The following is a 17,520-nucleotide window of genomic DNA, read 5'->3' as shown; positions in this document are numbered from 1 at the left end:
TCGATGTTGAAGCTTCACAGTGAGTTTCAGCGTGTTTATCAGCGCGGCAAGAATGCCCATAGTACTTCTATCGCGTTGTTCTATCTCCCGCTAAAGGGAGAAAAAAAAGTTGGATATACGGCCAGTAAAAAAGTCGGAAATGCAGTAGTGAGAAATCGATGTAAAAGACGCTTGCGAGCGCTTTTCGATGAACTTTCTCCTAATGTACAAGACGGATGGTACGTTTTTGTCGCCAAAAAAGGGTTGTTTGACAACCCTTTTGAAAATGTGCGACGCGACTGCAAATATGTTTTAAAACGGACGGGTGCTATGGCAGGAGCAGGTGATGATAAGAATCTTCTTTCTTAAACTCCTCTGGCTTTATCGGCACTCATTCTCTTTGGTGACGCGAGGTTCGTGTCGTCATTACCCCTCATGTTCAGAATATGCGCTATGGCAGTTTGAACGAAATACACTTCTCCGAGCATTTACTTCCACATTTTTACGTATTTTACGATGTAATCAACTGTTTCCTGGCGGAATAGATTATCCGATAATCAGCAAACCGATATTAAAACCCTCCGAACTCTCGATAAATACGATAAAATACTGGTTCGTTCCATATCAACAGAATTATTTTCTGATAAAAAATTTTAAGTTTAAAGGGTCACAGTGTTAGAAAAGTTTACTCCAAATCAGCGACTTCTCGTTGCAGTCGCTTTATCTTTCGTCTTTTTTATAGGTTATACGACGATTTTTCCTCCAACCGCAGCGACAAAAAGTGAAACAAATAGTACAAAAGTTAATCAAGCCAAAACGACAGAAGTACAGCCGACAGCTTCAAATGCAGTAACAGATGGTAATGCTTCAACTGCTTCTGTTGTGAAGACGGTTTCAACCGATACGCTAACAACAATCACGGCAAAAGAGTTTACACTCAAAATCGATACACTAGGGCGAATCTCTTCGGTTATTCTCAGTAACACCAAACACAATGGAAAAGACGGAAAATTAGCTGAACTGGTTTCATCTGCAGGTGCGAAACCGCTTCAAATCCGTTTCACCGATGCAGCGTTGAATGAAATTGCTGCTAAAACACCGTTTACAAGCGATATGTCAAATATCACTTTGGGTGAAAATGGTAAAGCGACTGTGGTATTGACACAAAATCTTCCACAATTGACACTCACGAAGACCTTGACGTTTTATGCGGACGGTCATTACGATGCAAAAGTTGCTTTGTCTAATGAAAAACGCTATTCACTCTACCTGGGACAACACCCTCAAATCATTGAACAAATGATGACCGTTGTTGGTAATATGGTTTATTCGGGTGATAAACTTACCACAATTTTTCAAGATAAAGATGTAGAAGGGCGTTCACTATTTACCGATGTCCATTTTGTATCGGCATTTGACCAATACTATGCATCAATTATTTATGGATTTGACAAATCGACTCAAGTAACGGTTGAACGCGATACAAACAGTAATCCTGTAACGTATTTGGAAGGGTCTCAAAACTTTACCTTTAACGGATATATCGGACCAAAAGAGCATAAGGCTCTCGAAGCGATCAATCCGGTGTTGGTCAACGCGATTGAGTACGGCTGGTTTACATTTGTAGCGGCACCGATTTTCAAAATTTTGATGTGGCTCCACGGTGCATTAGGAAACTGGGGATGGGCTATTATTGCTTTGACCGTTATTATCCGTATTTTCCTCTACCCTTTGACACACAAAGGGATGGTTTCTATGCAAAAAATCAAAGAGATCGCACCGCGTATCAAAGAGGTTCAAGAGAAATATAAAGGTGACCCTGCACGCATGAATGCGGCAGTGATGGAGATGTATAAAAAACACGGTGCTAACCCGCTTGGCGGATGTTTGCCGTTGTTGCTTCAAATTCCTGTTTTCTTTGCAATTTATCGTGTTCTTTTGAATGCGGTTGAGTTACAAGGTGCACCGTGGATTATGTGGGTACAGGATCTTTCACGTATGGACCCGTATTACATCCTCCCTATTTTGATGGGTGCGACGATGTATTATCAACAAAAAATTACACCGAGCAATTTTACCGATCCGTTGCAGGAAAAAATCTTTAAATTTTTACCGGTTATTTTCACGTTCTTCTTCTTTACATTCCCGGCAGGGCTTGTGTTGTACTGGTTCGTGAACAACTTATTCTCGATCGCACAGCAATACATGGTAAACAAACAGTTCGAAGCAGCCCGTGCGGCACGCCATGAAGCTCATCTCGCGGAAAAGCATCATGAAAAAGATTGAAGCTCCGACATTAGAACAGGCATACGCGCAAGCAGCACGCGAGTTTGAGTGTTCCGTAACAGCGCTTCAGGTAGAAATCGTTCAATTTCCTTCAAAAGGGGTACTTGGACTTTTCAAAAAATCGGCGATTATTATTGCTAATTTACCGCAAAGTGCTGCTCCGGTAACGGAAGTAGAACCTTCATCTTCTGTAAAAGAGGATGGAATCTCTGAACCTGTATCGTATGAGCCAGAAGAGTTGGTTTTGGGCGATGAGTTTTATGAGCAGGCAGACGATTTTGAAGAAGAGAGAGAGTTGGATGATGATATGTATCAACTCTCAGCGCAAGAGTGTGCAGATGAAGTAAAAGAACAAATCAATATTCTCTTTAAAGATATTTGTTTTGATATCAATGAAATCGACGTTAGCGTTTATGATGACAATACGCTTCTCGTTGAGTTTACGGGTCCTGATGCCGCATTGATGATCGGCAAAGAGGGGTATCGCTACAAAGCGTTATCCTATATGCTATTTAACTGGATCAATGCCGTGTATGGAATGCAGTTGCGTTTGGAAATTGCTGAATTTTTGAAAAATCAAGAAGAGTCGATTTCCCGTTATCTGATCAATGTGTGTGAGATTATTGACCAAGAGGGACGTGCACAAACCAAAGTATTGGATGGTGTTTTGGTTCAAATTGCCCTTAAACAGCTTCGTGATCGTTATCCTGATCGATATGTAGCTATCCGCTCTACCCGTGATGGCGGTAAGTTTATCATCATCAACAGTTACCACGAATATTGATGAATGAGACTATCGCTGCCATTGCCACCGCAAATGGTATTGGCTCTATCTCCATTCTCCGCCTTAGCGGAGAATACTCATACGATATTGCATTAAAACTCACCCAAAAATCTCAGCTTCAGCCCCGTTACGCAACCCTTACCTCTTTGCATCATCAGGATGGAACATTGATCGATGAGGCGATCGTCATCTATTTCCAAGCACCACGCAGTTTTACCGGAGAAGAGGTTGTTGAATTTCAATGTCATGGCGGCTATGTCGTTGCCGAGTCAGTATTGCGTGCCGTTCTGAGCGAAGGGGCACGTTTGGCTGAACCGGGAGAGTTTAGCAAGCGTGCATTTTTAAATGGACGGCTAGACCTTACCCAAGCCGAAGCAACTGCTGCGCTTATCGAAGCCAAAAGTGATGATGCCGCTCGGATACTCGCACGGCAGATGAAGGGAGAATTGCGCGGATACGTCGAAGGCATCCGTGATGCTTTGCTCGAAATATTGGCATACTCCGAAGTGGTTATAGATTATGCAGAAGAGGATCTGCCGCAAGATGTTGTGGAACAGATAGAAGTTAAATTAGAAAAGATCAAAGCAACACTTTCCAAGACACTTGAGTCAAGCCGCCGCCGCAGCGGGTTGATGCAAGGGTTCCGAGTCGCTATCATCGGTAAACCAAATGTCGGAAAGAGTTCGCTTCTTAATGCGTTGCTCGATTATGAACGTGCTATCGTTAGCGATATTGCAGGGACGACCCGTGACACGATCGAAGAGCAGGTGCGTATAGGTACCCATCTCATCCGTTTAGTCGATACGGCGGGAATACGCAACGCTCACGATGAGATTGAGAGGATCGGGATTGAGCGCTCCATCGCTGCGATTGAAAATGCCGATGTTGTAATCGCTTTGTTTGACTCTAGCCGAGTGATTGACGATGAGGATCGTTCTATAATCAATTTGATAGAGCGTTATCGTGAGGAAAAACCGTTTATCTGTATCTTGAATAAATCGGATTTGCCTCAGTCATTTGATTCGACAATGATAGAACGCTATACTCCGATTCGTCTGAGCTGCAAACAAGACACCCAATTGCTTGTTGAGACACTGAGTACGTTGATGGATCAGGAAAATGACGGCGAAGAGATGATGCTCATATCAGCGCGTCAGATCAGTGCGACTGAAAAAGCTGTCTATGCTATCAACGAAGCATACGAACCGCTCCATGATGGAGAATTGGAATTCTTTTCATTTCATATCAATAGTGCAATTCGTGCCGTCGCTTCTATCAGCCGACCGTATGAACTTGATGAGATGTTTGATAAAATGTTCGGACAATTTTGTCTGGGGAAATGATGGGCGCAATAATTGCAATCGATTTGGGGCTAAAGCGGATCGGATTAGCGCTCAGTTACGGAAACGGTCTCGTAACGCCGCTCCCGGCCATAGAACGTAAAAACCGCAACCAAGCGGCCAATGACGTCAAAAAAGTATTGAGCGAATATGAGGTGAGTGTAGTGGTTGTCGGTATTCCGATGGGAAGCACCACCGAAGATGAGATGCGCCGTCGTGTAGCTCACTTTATGAATCTCGTCGAATTTAGCGGAGAGATCGCTTATCAAGATGAATCGCACAGTTCTCAAGAAGCCGAAGAGCTGATGCGAGGCGAAATTCGTTACAAGCGTGATGGGCGGATCGACTCCCTCTCAGCAAAAATTATTTTGGAGCGCTATCTCACTCAGCTCAAAAAATAATTTTTAGCTTCCTCTTCATCATCGGTGAGGGTCGTATAGTCCTCATCGTTTTCTAGTTTGTCTTGAATCACACGAACACAGTATTCAAATGCAACTTTACGTGCATGATCAAGATCAAAAAGGAATCCAAGTCCGCTAAATTGGTAAGGTTCATCTTTTTCGATGCAGATCAAAATCCCCTCGCACCGCTCTTCAAAGTGTTCAACGATTTCACGATAACGGATATTGAACTCTGTCGCATTCCATCCGATGTCTTCGAGTATTTTATCGGCGAATTCAGCAATACCATCGCCCGATGTATCATCATACATCGCACGTTTTTGGTTGTATCCGATAATGCTTTGCCATGCACCGAAAGCTTTGATCAGCAATCGATCATCATCCTCCACAATACGGTACGTATTGCCAAGCATTGTACTAATCGGACGGGATCGGTCGGTGCTCAATGGGGAGATCGGAGGGATTGAACCTTCAAAGATACTGATGAGTGAGTCATCGAAAGGTGCATAAACGATTTCGCCGGTATAAGCTATCGCAAACGGTTTCGCCGAATTGGCTGCACGTAAAAAATCATTTTTGTCTACAACGATAATTTCGTTAAAAAGGTTAAACTTTTTCATCCGAACCATCCTAATTTTTGGGTGAATTGTAACACGCGATCGATTATGCACCCTTAGAAGTCGATTTAGGAGAACGATCTAAGGGTGCGCTAATAAATTTTTATGCAAAAGTGGAGTATAATTCGCCAAATTTTAAGCCTATGAGCTTACTCTAAGGACACCTTTATGGCATTGAACGTTTACTACGATAGAGATTGTAATATCGAAATTATCAAAAGCAAAAAAGTGGCAATGATCGGTTTTGGATCACAAGGTCACGCACACGCAGAAAACCTACGCGACAGCGGTGTTGAGGTTGTTATCGGTCTTCGTAAAGAAGGTAGCTCATGGGCTAAAGCAGAAGCAAAAGGCTTCAAAGTAATGACGGTTGCAGAAGCATCTGCATACGCTGATGTAGTTATGATCCTTCTTCCGGATGAAAACCAAGCTGAAATCTATAAAAATGAGATTGAACCGAATTTGAAACAAGGTGCAACCATCGCATTCGGTCACGGGTTCAACATCCATTACGGGCGTATTCATCCGCGTGCAGATATTAACGTAACGATGATCGCTCCAAAAGCTCCGGGTCACACGGTTCGGTCAGAATTCGTTCGTGGCGGAGGAATTCCGGATTTGATCGCTGTTGGACAAAATCCGAGCGGTACAACTAAAGAGTTGGCGCTTTCATACGCTTCAGCTATCGGTGGCGGACGTACGGCAATCATCGAAACAACATTTAAAGATGAAACTGAAACTGACCTTTTCGGAGAACAAGCGGTTCTTTGCGGCGGTGCTGCATCACTTGTACAAGCAGGGTTTGAAACATTGACAGAAGCTGGATATGCTCCGGAATTGGCGTATTTCGAATGTTTGCATGAGTTGAAATTGATCGTTGATTTGATGTTCGAGGGTGGAATCGCTGATATGCGTTATTCTATCTCTAACACCGCTGAGTACGGTGACTACGTTTCTGGTAAACGTGTTATCAACGAGCAATCAAAAGCGGCGATGAAAGAGATCCTCAAAGAGATCCAAGATGGTCGTTTCGCAAAAGATTTCATCCTTGAAGGTCAAGCAGGATATCCACGTATGAACGCTGAGCGTGCAAATGCACGTGCATCATTGATCGAGCAAACGGGTGTTAAACTCCGTACTATGATGCCATGGATTGCAAAAAACAAAATCGTTGACCAATCTAAAAACTAAAACTCTCCAGATTCAGAGCTTAGAGCTCTGAATATATCTATCCTCAAGAGGTTTTTTTTCATCATGCATAAACAGCCTCTTTTCCAAAAATACTTCACTTTAAGACGTTTAGCGATCGGACTGATCAGCGTATTGATATTTTTGCTTGCGATATTTATCGGGTATTTTTTCGGATTTCGACAAGCCGAAAAAGAGCTTGCTGCCGAACGCAATCAAACCCAAAAATTAGTCCAACAGATCAAATCACTGAGCAGTATCGATGAGAATAAAACACACGTAAAATCGGAACAAACTCCACACGACAAAGAAATACGACGGATTAAAAAAGAGCTTGATGATATGCTTGAGCGCGAACGAATATCAGAAGAGGTTAAAGCGCATCATGAGTATGCACCGGATAATAAAAAAGCGCCTCCGCCTCCCCCGCCGGCACGTGAAATTCGTCCCAACGGTGCAGAAGCGAAACTGGTCATTATCATGGATGATGTGTCATATGCTCGTGATGTCAAAGCGATACAATCCACTGGATTGCCGATTGTGCTGTCTTTTCTTCCACCTAGCTCGCGGCATCCTGATTCGGCAGCTTTAGCAAAGCAACAATCAAAATATATGGTTCACCTGCCGTTGGAAGCCATTGCCTTTCACGATGAAGAACCCAATACCATCCATATCGATAGCAGTGAAGAAGAGATTGAAAAACGGCTCGATGCGCTCAAACAGCTTTATCCCAACGTCCATTATATGAACAATCACACAGGATCGAAATTTACATCCGATTCAGAAGCGATGGACCGGTTGATTCGAGTCATGAAAAAAGAGGGGCTTCAGTTTGTCGACAGCCGTACAATCGGTACGAGCAAAGCACGTGAAGCTACGGGAAGATACGGAATGCGATATTTGACACGCGATGTTTTTCTGGATGATCAAGACGGTGTAGCGAATGTGAAAAGACAGATAAAAGAGGCGGTTGTTAAAGCTAAACGATACGGAACTGCAATCGCTATCGGTCATCCCCGTGTGGATACGATCAGAGCTCTCAAAGAATCAAAAGAGCTTTTGAACGGAGTGCAACTCGTCGGTATCGATCAAATCTGACAATTTGTCAGATTTTCATCCCTTTTTTTCTATTTGGATATTGTGTTACAACTTTTAGATTGAGTTGACTATGGACAATATAATTTCATTTTCTATTCCTGAACTTTCAACGATGAAGCGCTATCCTGAAAAACTCTATTATCGGGGTGATCTATCATTATTGCAACGCCCGAAAATATCTATCATAGGCACTAGACGACCAAATCAATATTCTCGTGCGATGACACTTGAACTCTCCAAAAAATTAGCACTCAGCGGTATGGTGATTGTCAGTGGTGCGGCTATGGGGATAGATTCCCTTGCCCATCAAGGAGCCGGAGCTGAAAATACCATAGCGATATTGCCCTGCGGAATTGATATCCGATATCCTGCATCAAATTTTGAGTTGATTAAATCCATAGAAGCAAACGGACTTACTCTAAGCCAGTTTGAATGCGGATTTGAAGCACGCGACTGGAGTTTCGTTGTTCGGAATGAGATCGTAGTTGCTTTGGGAGATGCACTGATCGTGATGGAAGCGGATAGTGGCAGCGGAAGTATGCGCAGCGTCGAATATGCATTGGAAATGGGGAAAGCTATTTATGTTTTACCGCATCGTATCAATGAAAGTGCTGCTACACGTCAGCTTGTAGCAGAGGGAAAAGCAACGGCAATCGATAATATTGATCGTTTTGTCGTAGAGATCACACAAAAAGGGAAAAATGCTTTAGTAGACTCTCCCTTAATCGCATATTGTCGTAGCAATCCGACGTATGAGGATGCACTGGCTCGATATCCCCATGAGATTTTCGAAGCGGAACTCAAAGGTTTGATAGAAGTGAGAAATGGAAGAGTATCGGTTCTTTGAGAATCAGGACTTAATGTCCTGATGGATTAGGCTGAGATTCGTATCCGTAGTGTTTCACAAGATAATTTACAATGATTTGTTGATCCTCTTTTCCGATAGGGGCTTTGAACTCATTGACCATTTTTTGTACTGTCCCTTTCCAGTATGGACGGCTTTTTTTCCCTTGATTGAGAACATAGCCGAATGAATGACAAATGAGACAGTACTGTTGTACGATTTCATCATGATCACCCGATTCGATCGGATACTCGACGTAGGGCATTTCAATCGGTTTAGAGACTTGTGCAAAAAGGGTAGAAACTGCCAGTAAACTAAATAGGAGTATTTTTTTCATTTTTGCACCTTATACGATTTTAACGTTGACGTTATCAACGGCATTGTATTGGTATCCACCGGCATTCCAGCCGATTTCATCCGGGAGAGGCTGAATGTTTCCGATTCTGTTGATTGCACGAGCCATAATCGTAAAGTCCCCTTTTGTTTTCGGTTCCCACTCAAAACTCCATGGACGGAATGCAAACTTGCCGTAATCTTGTCCGAGTTTTGCCGCACTCCAGCTTTTTCCCCCATCAAGAGAGATCATGACCTCTTTGATCCCTTTTCCCTGATCGAACGCTACTCCTGCAATTTTGACACGAGAGCCTTTTTTAATGAGAGTATCCGGTGATGGATATCCGATCACTGATTTGACTTTCATGGTGGCAATAGGTTTGCGTTTGTATTCAAAATCGCTTCCCGATACGACACATTCACAATCGTTGTCCGGTACCGTATAGGCTACATCCATAAAAAAGCTTTTACGGTAGGTGTCCATGACCATAATCTCACTGAGCATTTTCACCCAGCTGTCTGAGAAATGCCCTGGAATAACAAGACGGATTGGGAACCCGTTAAGGTATGGTAAATCTTCGCCATTCATTGCATAAGCGACAATGATTTGGTCCTGAAGGGTTTCTGCGATTTCCATTTCACGGAAAAAATCGGGAGTTTCGTCCATCGCAGGTTTTTCTAATCCATTCAGTCCGACCCATGTCGCAGACTCTTTTACGCCTGCACGGTTGAGGATGTCTTTGAGTTTGACCCCTTTCCAGATCGCACAGCCCATTGCGCCGTGATCCCATTGGACGCCGTGAGTTGCTTGTCCGGTTACCGCATAGTATTTACGGCTATTACCGCCACATTGCAATACGGCAGCTACTTCCGTCGGCTCGAATTTGGATTTTAGATCATCCACACTGAGTGAAAGAGGTGTATTAACAGATCCTTTTACCTCTAAGCGAAACTCATTGAGATCAATATGCGTTGGAATATCCGGAAGATGCCAACGGACAAAGAATTCATCATTCGGGGTAATGGCTTGGGTGAAAATTTCACGACCTTTGGCCGATTTGAGCAGCGGCGGACGATCAGAAATAGCTACCATCGGTTTCTTCTCAGGAAACGCTATGATAGGCGGAGTGTATTCTTGCGGAATAGCGATAGGTTTTGACGGTGTCTCTTTACCAAGGAGCGCGGATGCCCCCAGTAATAAGCCTGCACCTAAAAAATGTCTGCGGTTAAGATGTCTCATGATATCTGCCTTCGATTATGGTATCACTATTTTATCATAATTTGAGATAATTTAAAGAATAAGCATGGCATCACCGTAAGAGAAAAAGCGGTAATGTTCTTTTATGGCTTCATTATAGATTCGATGGGTCTCTTCTAGCCCCACAAATGAAGCGACGAGCATCAGCAGTGTCGATTGCGGCAAATGAAAATTGGTGAGGAGATGATTGATTCGCATCGGTGGATTTTTTGGATGCAAGAAGAGGTTCGCTTCGCCTCTCAATTTGTGGTTTCGTACATAATACTCTACGGTTCGTGTTGAAGTAGTCCCAATACTTAGAAGCGGAGTATCGCTTTGTATCAGGTTATGAGCATTAGGGCTAATATCAAAATATTCCGAGTGCATCGGATGATCGGTGATGACCTCGGACTCAACCGGTTTGAAGGTGCCGGAACCGACATGCAAGGTGACGAAAGCATGAGTATGATGGGAACATACTGCATTAAAGAGCTCATCGGTAAAATGAAGTGACGCGGTAGGGGCGGCAACGGCACCCTCATGGTGGGCAAAAACGCTTTGATATTCTCTTTCGTCTTCGGAGTTGTCTTCTCTTCCCAAATACGGAGGGAGGGGAATGTGTCCTACTTTGTCTAAAATAGGGAGGAGATCTTCAAAACGGATAAGATTTTCATGCAAATAAAAATGGACATCGCGTGAACCGTCATCGTGCAGAGCGATGACACGAGCACGCAGTGTTTGATCAAATATCAAAAGGGTGTCTATTTTAACGCGTCCTCGAATATAAACATTTATCGTATGGGCATTATGTGGGCGATTGATGAGCAGCTCAATTGCCCCTCCGCTCTCTTTGTGCCCATAAAGGCGAGCTTTTATAACTTTCGTATCATTAAAAATAATGCCGCATTGTGGAGGCAAAAAATCTTCCAGAGCATCGAATCGACTGTGGATGATACTTTTATCGATACGGTTGTAAACAAGAAGTCGAGCATGATCTCTGGGATGAATCGGATGGGTAGCTATAAGCTCTTCTGGGAGCTCATAGTGGTAGCTGGAGGTGAGGAGAGGGTCGAGATTAATCAATCGTCTCTTCTTCATCTTCTTCGATGTACGGCTCCTCTTTCGGTGCAGGGTTGACCACGCGTACGATCAAGATTGAAATCCCATACAGGAGGATCAACGGAACCGCCATCATGATTTGGCTCAAAACATCCGGTGGTGTCAGGATAGCGGCAATAATAAAGATCAATACGATGGCATAGCGGAAGAAATTGATCATCATCCGATCATCGATGAATCCCAGAAGGGCAAGAAAATAACAAAATACCGGCAATTCAAATGCCAAGCCGAATCCGAAAATGATTTTAGTAAAAAAGTCGACATATTCGCTGATATTGTACATAGGGACAAAAGAGGCACTACCGAATTCGATAAAAAACGCAAATCCGAGAGGGGTAACGAAATAGTACGCAAACGCCCCACCTGCAAGAAACATAACACTTCCGCCGATGACGATAGGGATGATCATCTTTTTCTCATTTGCGTACAGGCCCGGTGCGATAAAAAGCCAAATTTGAGCTAAAATCACAGGGATTGCCGCGATAAGACCGCCGAAGAAAGAGACTTTCATCGCCACAAAAAATGCTTCGGAGAGCTCTTTGGTTACCAACATCCCTTGTGCCGCTTTTGGAGAAATCTTACCGACAGAGGTGAGTGCGGTAATAAGCGGTTGGGTTATCCATCCAAGAATCGCATCATGAAAGTTCCACATGACGATAGCCATGATTATGACGGCGGCAACACTAATACCGAGTCGTTTACGCAGTTCAGCTAAGTGAGGTTTTAAATCTTCAAACATCCGTTTTCTCTTCTACAGGTTTAATCTCTTTTGGTTTAGGGGTGAATGTGATTACTTCAGGCTCTTTCGGTGCTGAGGGTGCCGAAGAAGCGACAGTGCTAAGATCCAAATCATTTTTGATTACGTTCAATTCTGATCCGATCTCGGTTACATTGGTCATTCGTTCCAACTCCGCACTTGCTTCTGTTAGCTCTTTTTTATAGTTCAGTGCGCTCTCTTTGAGCTCTGAGAACTTCATCTCTTCTTCAAGAGTCGCTTTGGCGGAATTAACCGTCCCTTTGACACTTCGGAAAAATTTAGCGATTTGAACCATCGTCTCCGGGAGCTTATCCGGTCCCAGAAACAAAACCGCAACTATCGCAATCAGAAAGATTTCACTTAAACCCATACCAAACATTGTGTTATCCAAAAATCAAATTTTAAAGTGATGGCAATTCTATCGAAAGAAAGTTAAAACCCCTCTACACTTAGAGCAATTTCATCCGCCAATAGAAAATCGGTATTAAAAAAACGGTTATTTTGATAGATCAGGAGCTTTTCATCACAGAGCATGATGGCTTTTTGTTTTTGTTTTGGGTCCAAAATAGTTTCATCGACTCCGATCGCACTACGAAAACCTAAAAAGAGTTTTTCACTGGTCAATGCATCGGACTCTATTATTTCAGTATAGATTTCAAGAGGATTGTAAATGTATGTTTCTACTGATGCAGAGGGGTAAAAACGACGATCTTTTAAAAAACCGACGGCTCCGGAACCTACTCCGATGTAATCTTTATGCTCCCAATAGCCTAAATTATGACGTGAACGATATTTACCGAAGTTGGAAATTTCATACTGTTCGAATCCCCGTTCTTTTATTTGTTGGAATAGCCATTGGGTAAGCTTCAACTCCTCTTGTGCCATCTGCGGTGTTTTCTCGAAGGCTGTTTTTTCTTCTATTGTTAGTGCGTAAAGGCTAATATGATCGATAGGAAGAGAGAATGCCTGTGCTATATCAGCCTGAAGGAGTGCTTTTGTGTCTCCCGCTACAGCGTAGATCAGATCAATGCTGAGGTGTTGATAACCGATTGTAGACGCACTTTGGATCGCTTGGATCGCATGCCCGGTATTGTGTGCTCGTCCGAGAGATTTTAATTTTTCATTATTAAAACTTTGGACACCGAAACTCAATCGATTCACTCCGAGTTTAAACATCCCCTCCAACCACGAAGATGTTGCACTGTTCGGATTTGCTTCGGAGGTGATTTCACACTCTTCACTCAAATAAGGCTCAATCAGCTCAAAAATCGGTCGATACATGTACGGATCAATGGTCGATGGGGTTCCTCCTCCGATAAATACCGTTTCGATCGGATTTTGAGGCGAAACGTTGAACCGTTGCAGTTCGTATGTGAGTTGATGCAGCATGGCATCCATATAGGCTTGACGCAGAGAGAATTTATCGACATACGAGTTGAAGGCGCAATAGGAACATTTACTGTCGCAAAAAGGGATATGAATATATAAAAGCATGAGCGGATTATAGTATTTTTAATAGCGAATAGTTTACAATACCTCTTTAAAAATAGACTAAAAGATGGTGAATGACCGAAAAAAAGTTCTACCGACCGAATGTGGCGGCGATTATTGTCTCTCCTGAGTATCCTGAGACAAAAGATGTTTTTATCGCCGAGCGGAGTGATTTGGAAGGGGTATGGCAGTTTCCTCAAGGGGGGATTGATGAGGGCGAATCGAGCGAAGAGGCACTATTCCGTGAACTTGGCGAGGAGATCGGTACTGCGAAAGTAGAGATCATTGCTGAGTATCCAGAGTGGATCGCATACGATTTTCCTTCCCATGTTGCCGCCAAAATGGCTCCGTATGCGGGACAAAAACAGCGCTATTATTTAGTACGTTTGAAAAAAGGGGCGAAGATCGATCTTGATACGAAGCATCCGGAATTTAAAACGTATAAATTTGTCAATATTGATGAACTGTTGAGTCATGTTGCCCATTTTAAAAAACCGGTGTATGAACGTGTGATTTCTCATTTTAGAACCAAGGGGTACCTGTAATGCTAATTGTCCAAAAATTCGGCGGCACCAGCGTCGGTGATTTGGAGCGAATCCAAAACGTCGCCAATCGTGTCTCACAAACGCTTCAAGAAGGGCATCAAGTTGTTGTTGTCGTATCAGCGATGAGCGGGGAAACCAACAAATTGATCGCTTTTGCGGAACACTATACCGCGACTCCGGAGCGCAGCGAAGTTGATATGCTTCTAAGCTCAGGAGAGCGCGTGACAGCGGCATTGTTGTCGATTGCACTTAATGCTATGGGACATAAAACGGTCTCTATGAGCGGACGCCGTGCGGGGATCGTAACCGATAGTATTCATACGAAAGCACGCATTGAGAGTATCGATCCGAGTGCAATGCATGCAGAACTCTCTGAAGGGAAAGTTATCGTTGTTGCAGGATTCCAAGGTGTAAGCGAGACCGGTCAAGTCACTACACTCGGGCGTGGAGGATCGGATCTCTCTGCCGTTGCGGTTGCCGGAGCGCTCAAAGCCGATTTATGTGAGATTTATACCGATGTTGACGGTATCTACACGACCGATCCTCGTATTGAACCAAAAGCGAAAAAAATGGATCGCATCAGCTACGATGAGATGCTTGAACTCGCATCATTGGGGGCAAAAGTCCTTCAAAACCGTTCAGTTGAACTTGCAAAAAAATTAAACGTTAATCTTGTTACCCGTTCCAGTTTTACAAATGCGGAAGGGACACTTATCACAAAGGAAGAGAATATTATGGAACAACCACTCGTTAGCGGTATCGCACTCGATAAAAATCAAGCACGTGTATCTTTGAGCGGCGTCATCGATCGTCCGGGAATCGCATCGGATATCTTTACCCGTTTGGCAGACAACAGTGTTAATATCGATATGATCATTCAAACATCAGGACATGACGGTAAAACGAATCTTGATTTTACCGTTCCTAAAACTGAATTGATCGATGCGAAAAAAGTGGTTGAAACCTTTATCGCCGAAGATGAAATTTCTGAGGCATCGTACGATGAAAATATCTGCAAAGTCTCTATCGTCGGAGTTGGGATGAAATCGCATACGGGTGTTGCGGCAAAAGCATTTCAAACAATGGCACGTGAAAACATCAACATCATGATGATCTCTACTTCTGAAATCAAAGTATCTATGGTAGTAGATGAAAAATACGCCGAGCTCGCGGTTCGTTCATTGCACAGCGCCTACGCATTGGATCAATAAGTGCGTCATTTTGATCAATGGACATTAGAATCGATTCGCTCCGAGGGGGCATCGATGAGCTGGTTCGAAGAGCAGCGTTTCGAATGGACACCGCCTCTTGCTAATGCCATGGATCAAATGATGGGGGGAAAAACGGTTGTTCTGATTACGGATCATGATCGAAAATGGTTCATTCACTATATTATGTCCTCCCTCAACAAACGGACGCAAGACCGTCCGATGATTCCAATTGTGTGTATTGACTCTTTATACCCCCATTACGATCACATAAGCGGCGGAGAGTCAATCGATATGATCAGCGATATGCTCGATATCGCCTACAAAGGGGATTATTTTTTTTGGTATATCGGTCGCGGTGATGATCGCAGAGCCGATATCGCCAAACGTAATGCGAACTCATTATTATGGATCATGGATGAGCGGTTTCAAAATGCTCTTGTTCTCCGATCGCATGATCCCCTCATTGACATAAAACTTTTGCAGCTTTATCGCCTGTTTAATAAAACTCTCAATGCCGTACTGTTCGGGGAGATCAATGTTCGAGAATGAACGGGGCGGTATTCTTATAACGCATGAAATGGAGGAGAGGGCTAAAGAGATCGAAGCCTCTCGTCACCCTCTGCGATGCGTAACCTTTATGCGTGATGATTTTAAAATCGAAGATGCCAAAGAGGTAATTGCCGAAGCGTATAAAAGTGAAGAGCGAATTAAAACATTGATTCTCGGAGCAAAAACTTTTACCGTTCCGGCGCAAAATGCTTTGCTCAAAATTCTCGAAGAACCTCCGCAAAATATTGTTTTTATCCTCATCGCACCGAATAAAAGTACTTTTCTTCCAACGGTTCGCTCTCGACTGAGCCTAAAACAAGAGCATACGGAACGTCACTATGAAGTATTGCCGATTACCCTTAAAAATCTTGATCTATCGGGATTGTTTGCCTTTGTCAAAGAGTATGATCGATTGAAAAAACATGAAGCAAAAGGGTTGGTAGAACAATTAATGTATCAGGCGATACATATTGAAAAACTATTGTTGACTTCTGTACAGCTCGAGGGGTTTGAAAAAGCACTTCGACTCATTGAACTCAACAGCAGATTCCAAAGTGTTTTGGTGATGGTATTGATGAACTTTTTACGTGAGGTCAAACGTGGTCGTTGAAAAACTCTCCAACAGCATTGATCTGCATCGTGAGCTTAAATCGTTAGGGGTGGATAGCGGCGGAATATCGATATTGGAAGATAAAGCCAGGCACCATGTAATCCGTATTCGTGATTTACATGTGGGTGCTGCCAATATTCTCAAACAAGATGCCCTCAGTATCGGTGCTGATGTCGCGGTTCCTCGCGGAACAGTGATAGCATCTATGCCCCGTGTGGATGTTCTTTTGATTGCAACAGAGCGACAGTTACAGACATTGGTGAAAAAGGAAAAAGCTCAGCCTTTCGGACTGAAACAATTGTCCCATGAACTGGATCGTTTTTGCCGATTACACTATCCGCAGAGCGTTTCCATTATGGGGATACTCAATGCCAATGAAGATAGCTTTTATCATGCAAGCCGGTTTCAGGGCAATAAGGCAATCGATCGGATAGAGACGATGATTGAGGAAGGTGCAGAGATTATTGATTTAGGCGGGGTTTCAAGCCGTCCCGGATCGATAGCGGTAAGCCCGGAAGAGGAACTTGCCCGTGTCTCTCCGATCATTGATGCTATTTATGCACAGCGCCTTTTTGAAAGAGCAGCTTTTAGTCTGGACAGCTATGAGCCCTCTGTCATCCATTACGCGCTTGAGAGAGGATTTAGCATTGTCAATGATATTACAGGTTTAGAGAACGATGAGGTGGCACGCCTATGCGGAACGTATAACGCCACCGCAATCATTATGCACATGCAGGGAACACCGCAAAATATGCAGGAAAATCCGTCGTATTCTTCTGTTATTAACGATGTCGAATCCTTTTTTCGCGAACGGATTGCCAAAGGGGAATCATTCGGGATCAAAGAGATCATCTTAGATTGCGGCATCGGATTTGGAAAACGTCTTGAGGATAATTTGGCATTGATTACCCACCAAAGTCATTTTCTTGGATTGGGGAAAAAACTTCTGGTCGGTGCGAGCCGCAAATCGATGATTGATGCGATTTCTCCTTCAACAAGCGATGAACGTTTGGCAGGAACGCTGGCAATCCATCTTAAAGCTCTGGATGAGGGTGCTTCAATAGTACGGGCACATGACGTCAAAGAGCATGCCCAGGCAACCAAAATCTGGAAAGCATTGAGAGGATAAAG

At 43.5% G+C, this 17,520-nt stretch carries 21 protein-coding genes; 14 read left to right on the top strand and 7 right to left on the bottom strand.

From position 1 onward, the window contains the following. Window positions 1–3: 3 nt before the first annotated feature. The 6 genes from rnpA to ruvX are packed head-to-tail and all read left to right on the top strand — an operon-like array spanning window position 4 to window position 4,790. Window positions 4–348, top strand: coding sequence for a ribonuclease P protein component (gene rnpA / locus CJD30_RS00405; RefSeq protein WP_294915163.1), 345 nt, complete (start codon window positions 4–6; stop codon window positions 346–348). Continuing rightward, window positions 326–658 carry a membrane protein insertion efficiency factor YidD gene (yidD, locus tag CJD30_RS00400; RefSeq protein ID WP_294915160.1) on the top strand — a complete coding sequence of 111 codons (333 nt, stop codon included), beginning with the start codon at window positions 326–328 and terminating at the stop codon, window positions 656–658. Before rnpA ends, yidD begins: the two co-directional genes overlap by 23 nt. Beyond that, window positions 652–2,265, top strand: coding sequence for a membrane protein insertase YidC (gene yidC, locus CJD30_RS00395; RefSeq protein ID WP_294915158.1), 1,614 nt, complete (start codon window positions 652–654; stop codon window positions 2,263–2,265). The genes yidD and yidC overlap by 7 nt, the downstream gene beginning before the upstream one ends. Next, a complete protein-coding gene (locus CJD30_RS00390; protein ID WP_294915155.1) occupies window positions 2,252–3,049 on the top strand; it encodes a Jag N-terminal domain-containing protein in 798 nt (265 codons plus the stop codon). The genes yidC and CJD30_RS00390 overlap by 14 nt, the downstream gene beginning before the upstream one ends. Then, window positions 3,043–4,392 (top strand): tRNA uridine-5-carboxymethylaminomethyl(34) synthesis GTPase MnmE, encoded by a 1,350-nt coding sequence (gene mnmE / locus CJD30_RS00385; protein ID WP_294915734.1) that lies wholly within the window; start codon window positions 3,043–3,045, stop codon window positions 4,390–4,392. The genes CJD30_RS00390 and mnmE overlap by 7 nt, the downstream gene beginning before the upstream one ends. After that, entirely contained in the window at window positions 4,392–4,790 is a 399-nt protein-coding gene (gene ruvX / locus CJD30_RS00380; RefSeq protein ID WP_294915153.1) for a Holliday junction resolvase RuvX, read from the top strand. Before mnmE ends, ruvX begins: the two co-directional genes overlap by 1 nt. On the opposite strand, the gene CJD30_RS00375 is transcribed toward ruvX, so the two are convergent. Continuing rightward, window positions 4,775–5,410, bottom strand: a complete 636-nt coding sequence (locus CJD30_RS00375) for a hypothetical protein (protein WP_294915151.1) — start codon at window positions 5,408–5,410, stop codon at window positions 4,775–4,777. The genes ruvX and CJD30_RS00375 overlap by 16 nt on opposite strands. 165 nt (window positions 5,411–5,575) lie before the next feature. Between CJD30_RS00375 and ilvC the strand changes: the two genes are divergently transcribed. From ilvC to CJD30_RS00360, 3 genes are all read left to right on the top strand, one after another. After that, window positions 5,576–6,598 carry a ketol-acid reductoisomerase gene (gene ilvC, locus CJD30_RS00370; protein ID WP_294915148.1) on the top strand — a complete coding sequence of 341 codons (1,023 nt, stop codon included), beginning with the start codon at window positions 5,576–5,578 and terminating at the stop codon, window positions 6,596–6,598. A 63-nt stretch (window positions 6,599–6,661) separates the two neighbouring features. After that, window positions 6,662–7,693 (top strand): divergent polysaccharide deacetylase family protein, encoded by a 1,032-nt coding sequence (locus CJD30_RS00365; protein WP_294915145.1) that lies wholly within the window; start codon window positions 6,662–6,664, stop codon window positions 7,691–7,693. A gap of 70 nt (window positions 7,694–7,763) precedes the next feature. After that, window positions 7,764–8,540 carry a DNA-processing protein DprA gene (locus CJD30_RS00360; protein ID WP_294915142.1) on the top strand — a complete coding sequence of 259 codons (777 nt, stop codon included), beginning with the start codon at window positions 7,764–7,766 and terminating at the stop codon, window positions 8,538–8,540. A 10-nt stretch (window positions 8,541–8,550) separates the two neighbouring features. Here the strand turns inward: CJD30_RS00360 and CJD30_RS00355 are convergent, their stop codons facing one another. From CJD30_RS00355 to hemW, 6 genes are all read right to left on the bottom strand, one after another. Next, window positions 8,551–8,874, bottom strand: coding sequence for a sulfite:cytochrome C oxidoreductase subunit B (locus tag CJD30_RS00355; protein ID WP_294915138.1), 324 nt, complete (start codon window positions 8,872–8,874; stop codon window positions 8,551–8,553). Between the two features lie 9 nt (window positions 8,875–8,883). Then, the gene (locus CJD30_RS00350; RefSeq protein ID WP_294915135.1) at window positions 8,884–10,110 is read right to left on the bottom strand and encodes a molybdopterin-dependent oxidoreductase; all 1,227 of its coding nucleotides are present in this window, start codon (window positions 10,108–10,110) and stop codon (window positions 8,884–8,886) included. A 51-nt stretch (window positions 10,111–10,161) separates the two neighbouring features. Next, window positions 10,162–11,187, bottom strand: a complete 1,026-nt coding sequence (gene queA / locus CJD30_RS00345; protein WP_294915732.1) for a tRNA preQ1(34) S-adenosylmethionine ribosyltransferase-isomerase QueA — start codon at window positions 11,185–11,187, stop codon at window positions 10,162–10,164. Further along, the gene (tatC, locus tag CJD30_RS00340) at window positions 11,183–11,965 is read right to left on the bottom strand and encodes a twin-arginine translocase subunit TatC (RefSeq protein ID WP_294915133.1); all 783 of its coding nucleotides are present in this window, start codon (window positions 11,963–11,965) and stop codon (window positions 11,183–11,185) included. The genes queA and tatC overlap by 5 nt, the downstream gene beginning before the upstream one ends. After that, complete coding sequence (gene tatB, locus CJD30_RS00335) at window positions 11,958–12,353, bottom strand: Sec-independent protein translocase protein TatB (protein ID WP_294915130.1); 396 nt, start codon at window positions 12,351–12,353, stop codon at window positions 11,958–11,960. Before tatB ends, tatC begins: the two co-directional genes overlap by 8 nt. Before the next feature lie 62 nt (window positions 12,354–12,415). Further along, on the bottom strand, window positions 12,416–13,477 hold the full coding sequence (hemW, locus tag CJD30_RS00330; RefSeq protein ID WP_294915127.1) for a radical SAM family heme chaperone HemW: 1,062 nt from the start codon (window positions 13,475–13,477) through the stop codon (window positions 12,416–12,418). Between the two features lie 71 nt (window positions 13,478–13,548). Between hemW and CJD30_RS00325 the strand changes: the two genes are divergently transcribed. The 5 genes from CJD30_RS00325 to folP are packed head-to-tail and all read left to right on the top strand — an operon-like array spanning window position 13,549 to window position 17,518. Next, window positions 13,549–14,019: an RNA pyrophosphohydrolase gene (locus CJD30_RS00325; RefSeq protein ID WP_294915124.1), complete on the top strand. Its 471-nt coding sequence runs from the start codon at window positions 13,549–13,551 to the stop codon at window positions 14,017–14,019. Further along, on the top strand, window positions 14,019–15,230 hold the full coding sequence (locus CJD30_RS00320; RefSeq protein WP_294915121.1) for an aspartate kinase: 1,212 nt from the start codon (window positions 14,019–14,021) through the stop codon (window positions 15,228–15,230). Before CJD30_RS00325 ends, CJD30_RS00320 begins: the two co-directional genes overlap by 1 nt. Next, window positions 15,231–15,779, top strand: coding sequence for a HobA family DNA replication regulator (locus tag CJD30_RS00315; protein ID WP_294915119.1), 549 nt, complete (start codon window positions 15,231–15,233; stop codon window positions 15,777–15,779). Next, on the top strand, window positions 15,766–16,389 hold the full coding sequence (locus CJD30_RS00310) for a DNA polymerase III subunit delta' (RefSeq protein ID WP_294915116.1): 624 nt from the start codon (window positions 15,766–15,768) through the stop codon (window positions 16,387–16,389). Before CJD30_RS00315 ends, CJD30_RS00310 begins: the two co-directional genes overlap by 14 nt. Beyond that, the gene (folP, locus tag CJD30_RS00305) at window positions 16,379–17,518 is read left to right on the top strand and encodes a dihydropteroate synthase (protein WP_294915113.1); all 1,140 of its coding nucleotides are present in this window, start codon (window positions 16,379–16,381) and stop codon (window positions 17,516–17,518) included. The genes CJD30_RS00310 and folP overlap by 11 nt, the downstream gene beginning before the upstream one ends. The last annotated feature ends 2 nt before the right edge of the window (window positions 17,519–17,520 follow it).

It is taken from the genome of Sulfuricurvum sp. PD_MW2 (genome assembly GCF_002633015.1).
Classification (GTDB): domain Bacteria; phylum Campylobacterota; class Campylobacteria; order Campylobacterales; family Sulfurimonadaceae; genus Sulfuricurvum.
This window is presented reverse-complemented; position numbering and strand designations above follow the sequence as displayed.

Coding starts and splice junctions, on each gene's coding strand:
- CJD30_RS00325 (WP_294915124.1), top strand. CDS start 13,549: ATGACCGAAAAAAAGTTCTACCGACCGAATGTGGCGGCGATTATTGTC.
- CJD30_RS00375 (WP_294915151.1), bottom strand. CDS start 5,410: ATGAAAAAGTTTAACCTTTTTAACGAAATTATCGTTGTAGACAAAAAT.
- yidD (WP_294915160.1), top strand. CDS start 326: ATGATAAGAATCTTCTTTCTTAAACTCCTCTGGCTTTATCGGCACTCA.
- ilvC (WP_294915148.1), top strand. CDS start 5,576: ATGGCATTGAACGTTTACTACGATAGAGATTGTAATATCGAAATTATC.
- rnpA (WP_294915163.1), top strand. CDS start 4: ATGTTGAAGCTTCACAGTGAGTTTCAGCGTGTTTATCAGCGCGGCAAG.
- CJD30_RS00320 (WP_294915121.1), top strand. CDS start 14,019: ATGCTAATTGTCCAAAAATTCGGCGGCACCAGCGTCGGTGATTTGGAG.
- CJD30_RS00310 (WP_294915116.1), top strand. CDS start 15,766: ATGTTCGAGAATGAACGGGGCGGTATTCTTATAACGCATGAAATGGAG.
- CJD30_RS00350 (WP_294915135.1), bottom strand. CDS start 10,110: ATGAGACATCTTAACCGCAGACATTTTTTAGGTGCAGGCTTATTACTG.
- ruvX (WP_294915153.1), top strand. CDS start 4,392: ATGGGCGCAATAATTGCAATCGATTTGGGGCTAAAGCGGATCGGATTA.
- CJD30_RS00355 (WP_294915138.1), bottom strand. CDS start 8,874: ATGAAAAAAATACTCCTATTTAGTTTACTGGCAGTTTCTACCCTTTTT.
- tatB (WP_294915130.1), bottom strand. CDS start 12,353: ATGGGTTTAAGTGAAATCTTTCTGATTGCGATAGTTGCGGTTTTGTTT.
- CJD30_RS00390 (WP_294915155.1), top strand. CDS start 2,252: ATGAAAAAGATTGAAGCTCCGACATTAGAACAGGCATACGCGCAAGCA.
- CJD30_RS00360 (WP_294915142.1), top strand. CDS start 7,764: ATGGACAATATAATTTCATTTTCTATTCCTGAACTTTCAACGATGAAG.
- CJD30_RS00365 (WP_294915145.1), top strand. CDS start 6,662: ATGCATAAACAGCCTCTTTTCCAAAAATACTTCACTTTAAGACGTTTA.
- tatC (WP_294915133.1), bottom strand. CDS start 11,965: ATGTTTGAAGATTTAAAACCTCACTTAGCTGAACTGCGTAAACGACTC.
- hemW (WP_294915127.1), bottom strand. CDS start 13,477: ATGCTTTTATATATTCATATCCCTTTTTGCGACAGTAAATGTTCCTAT.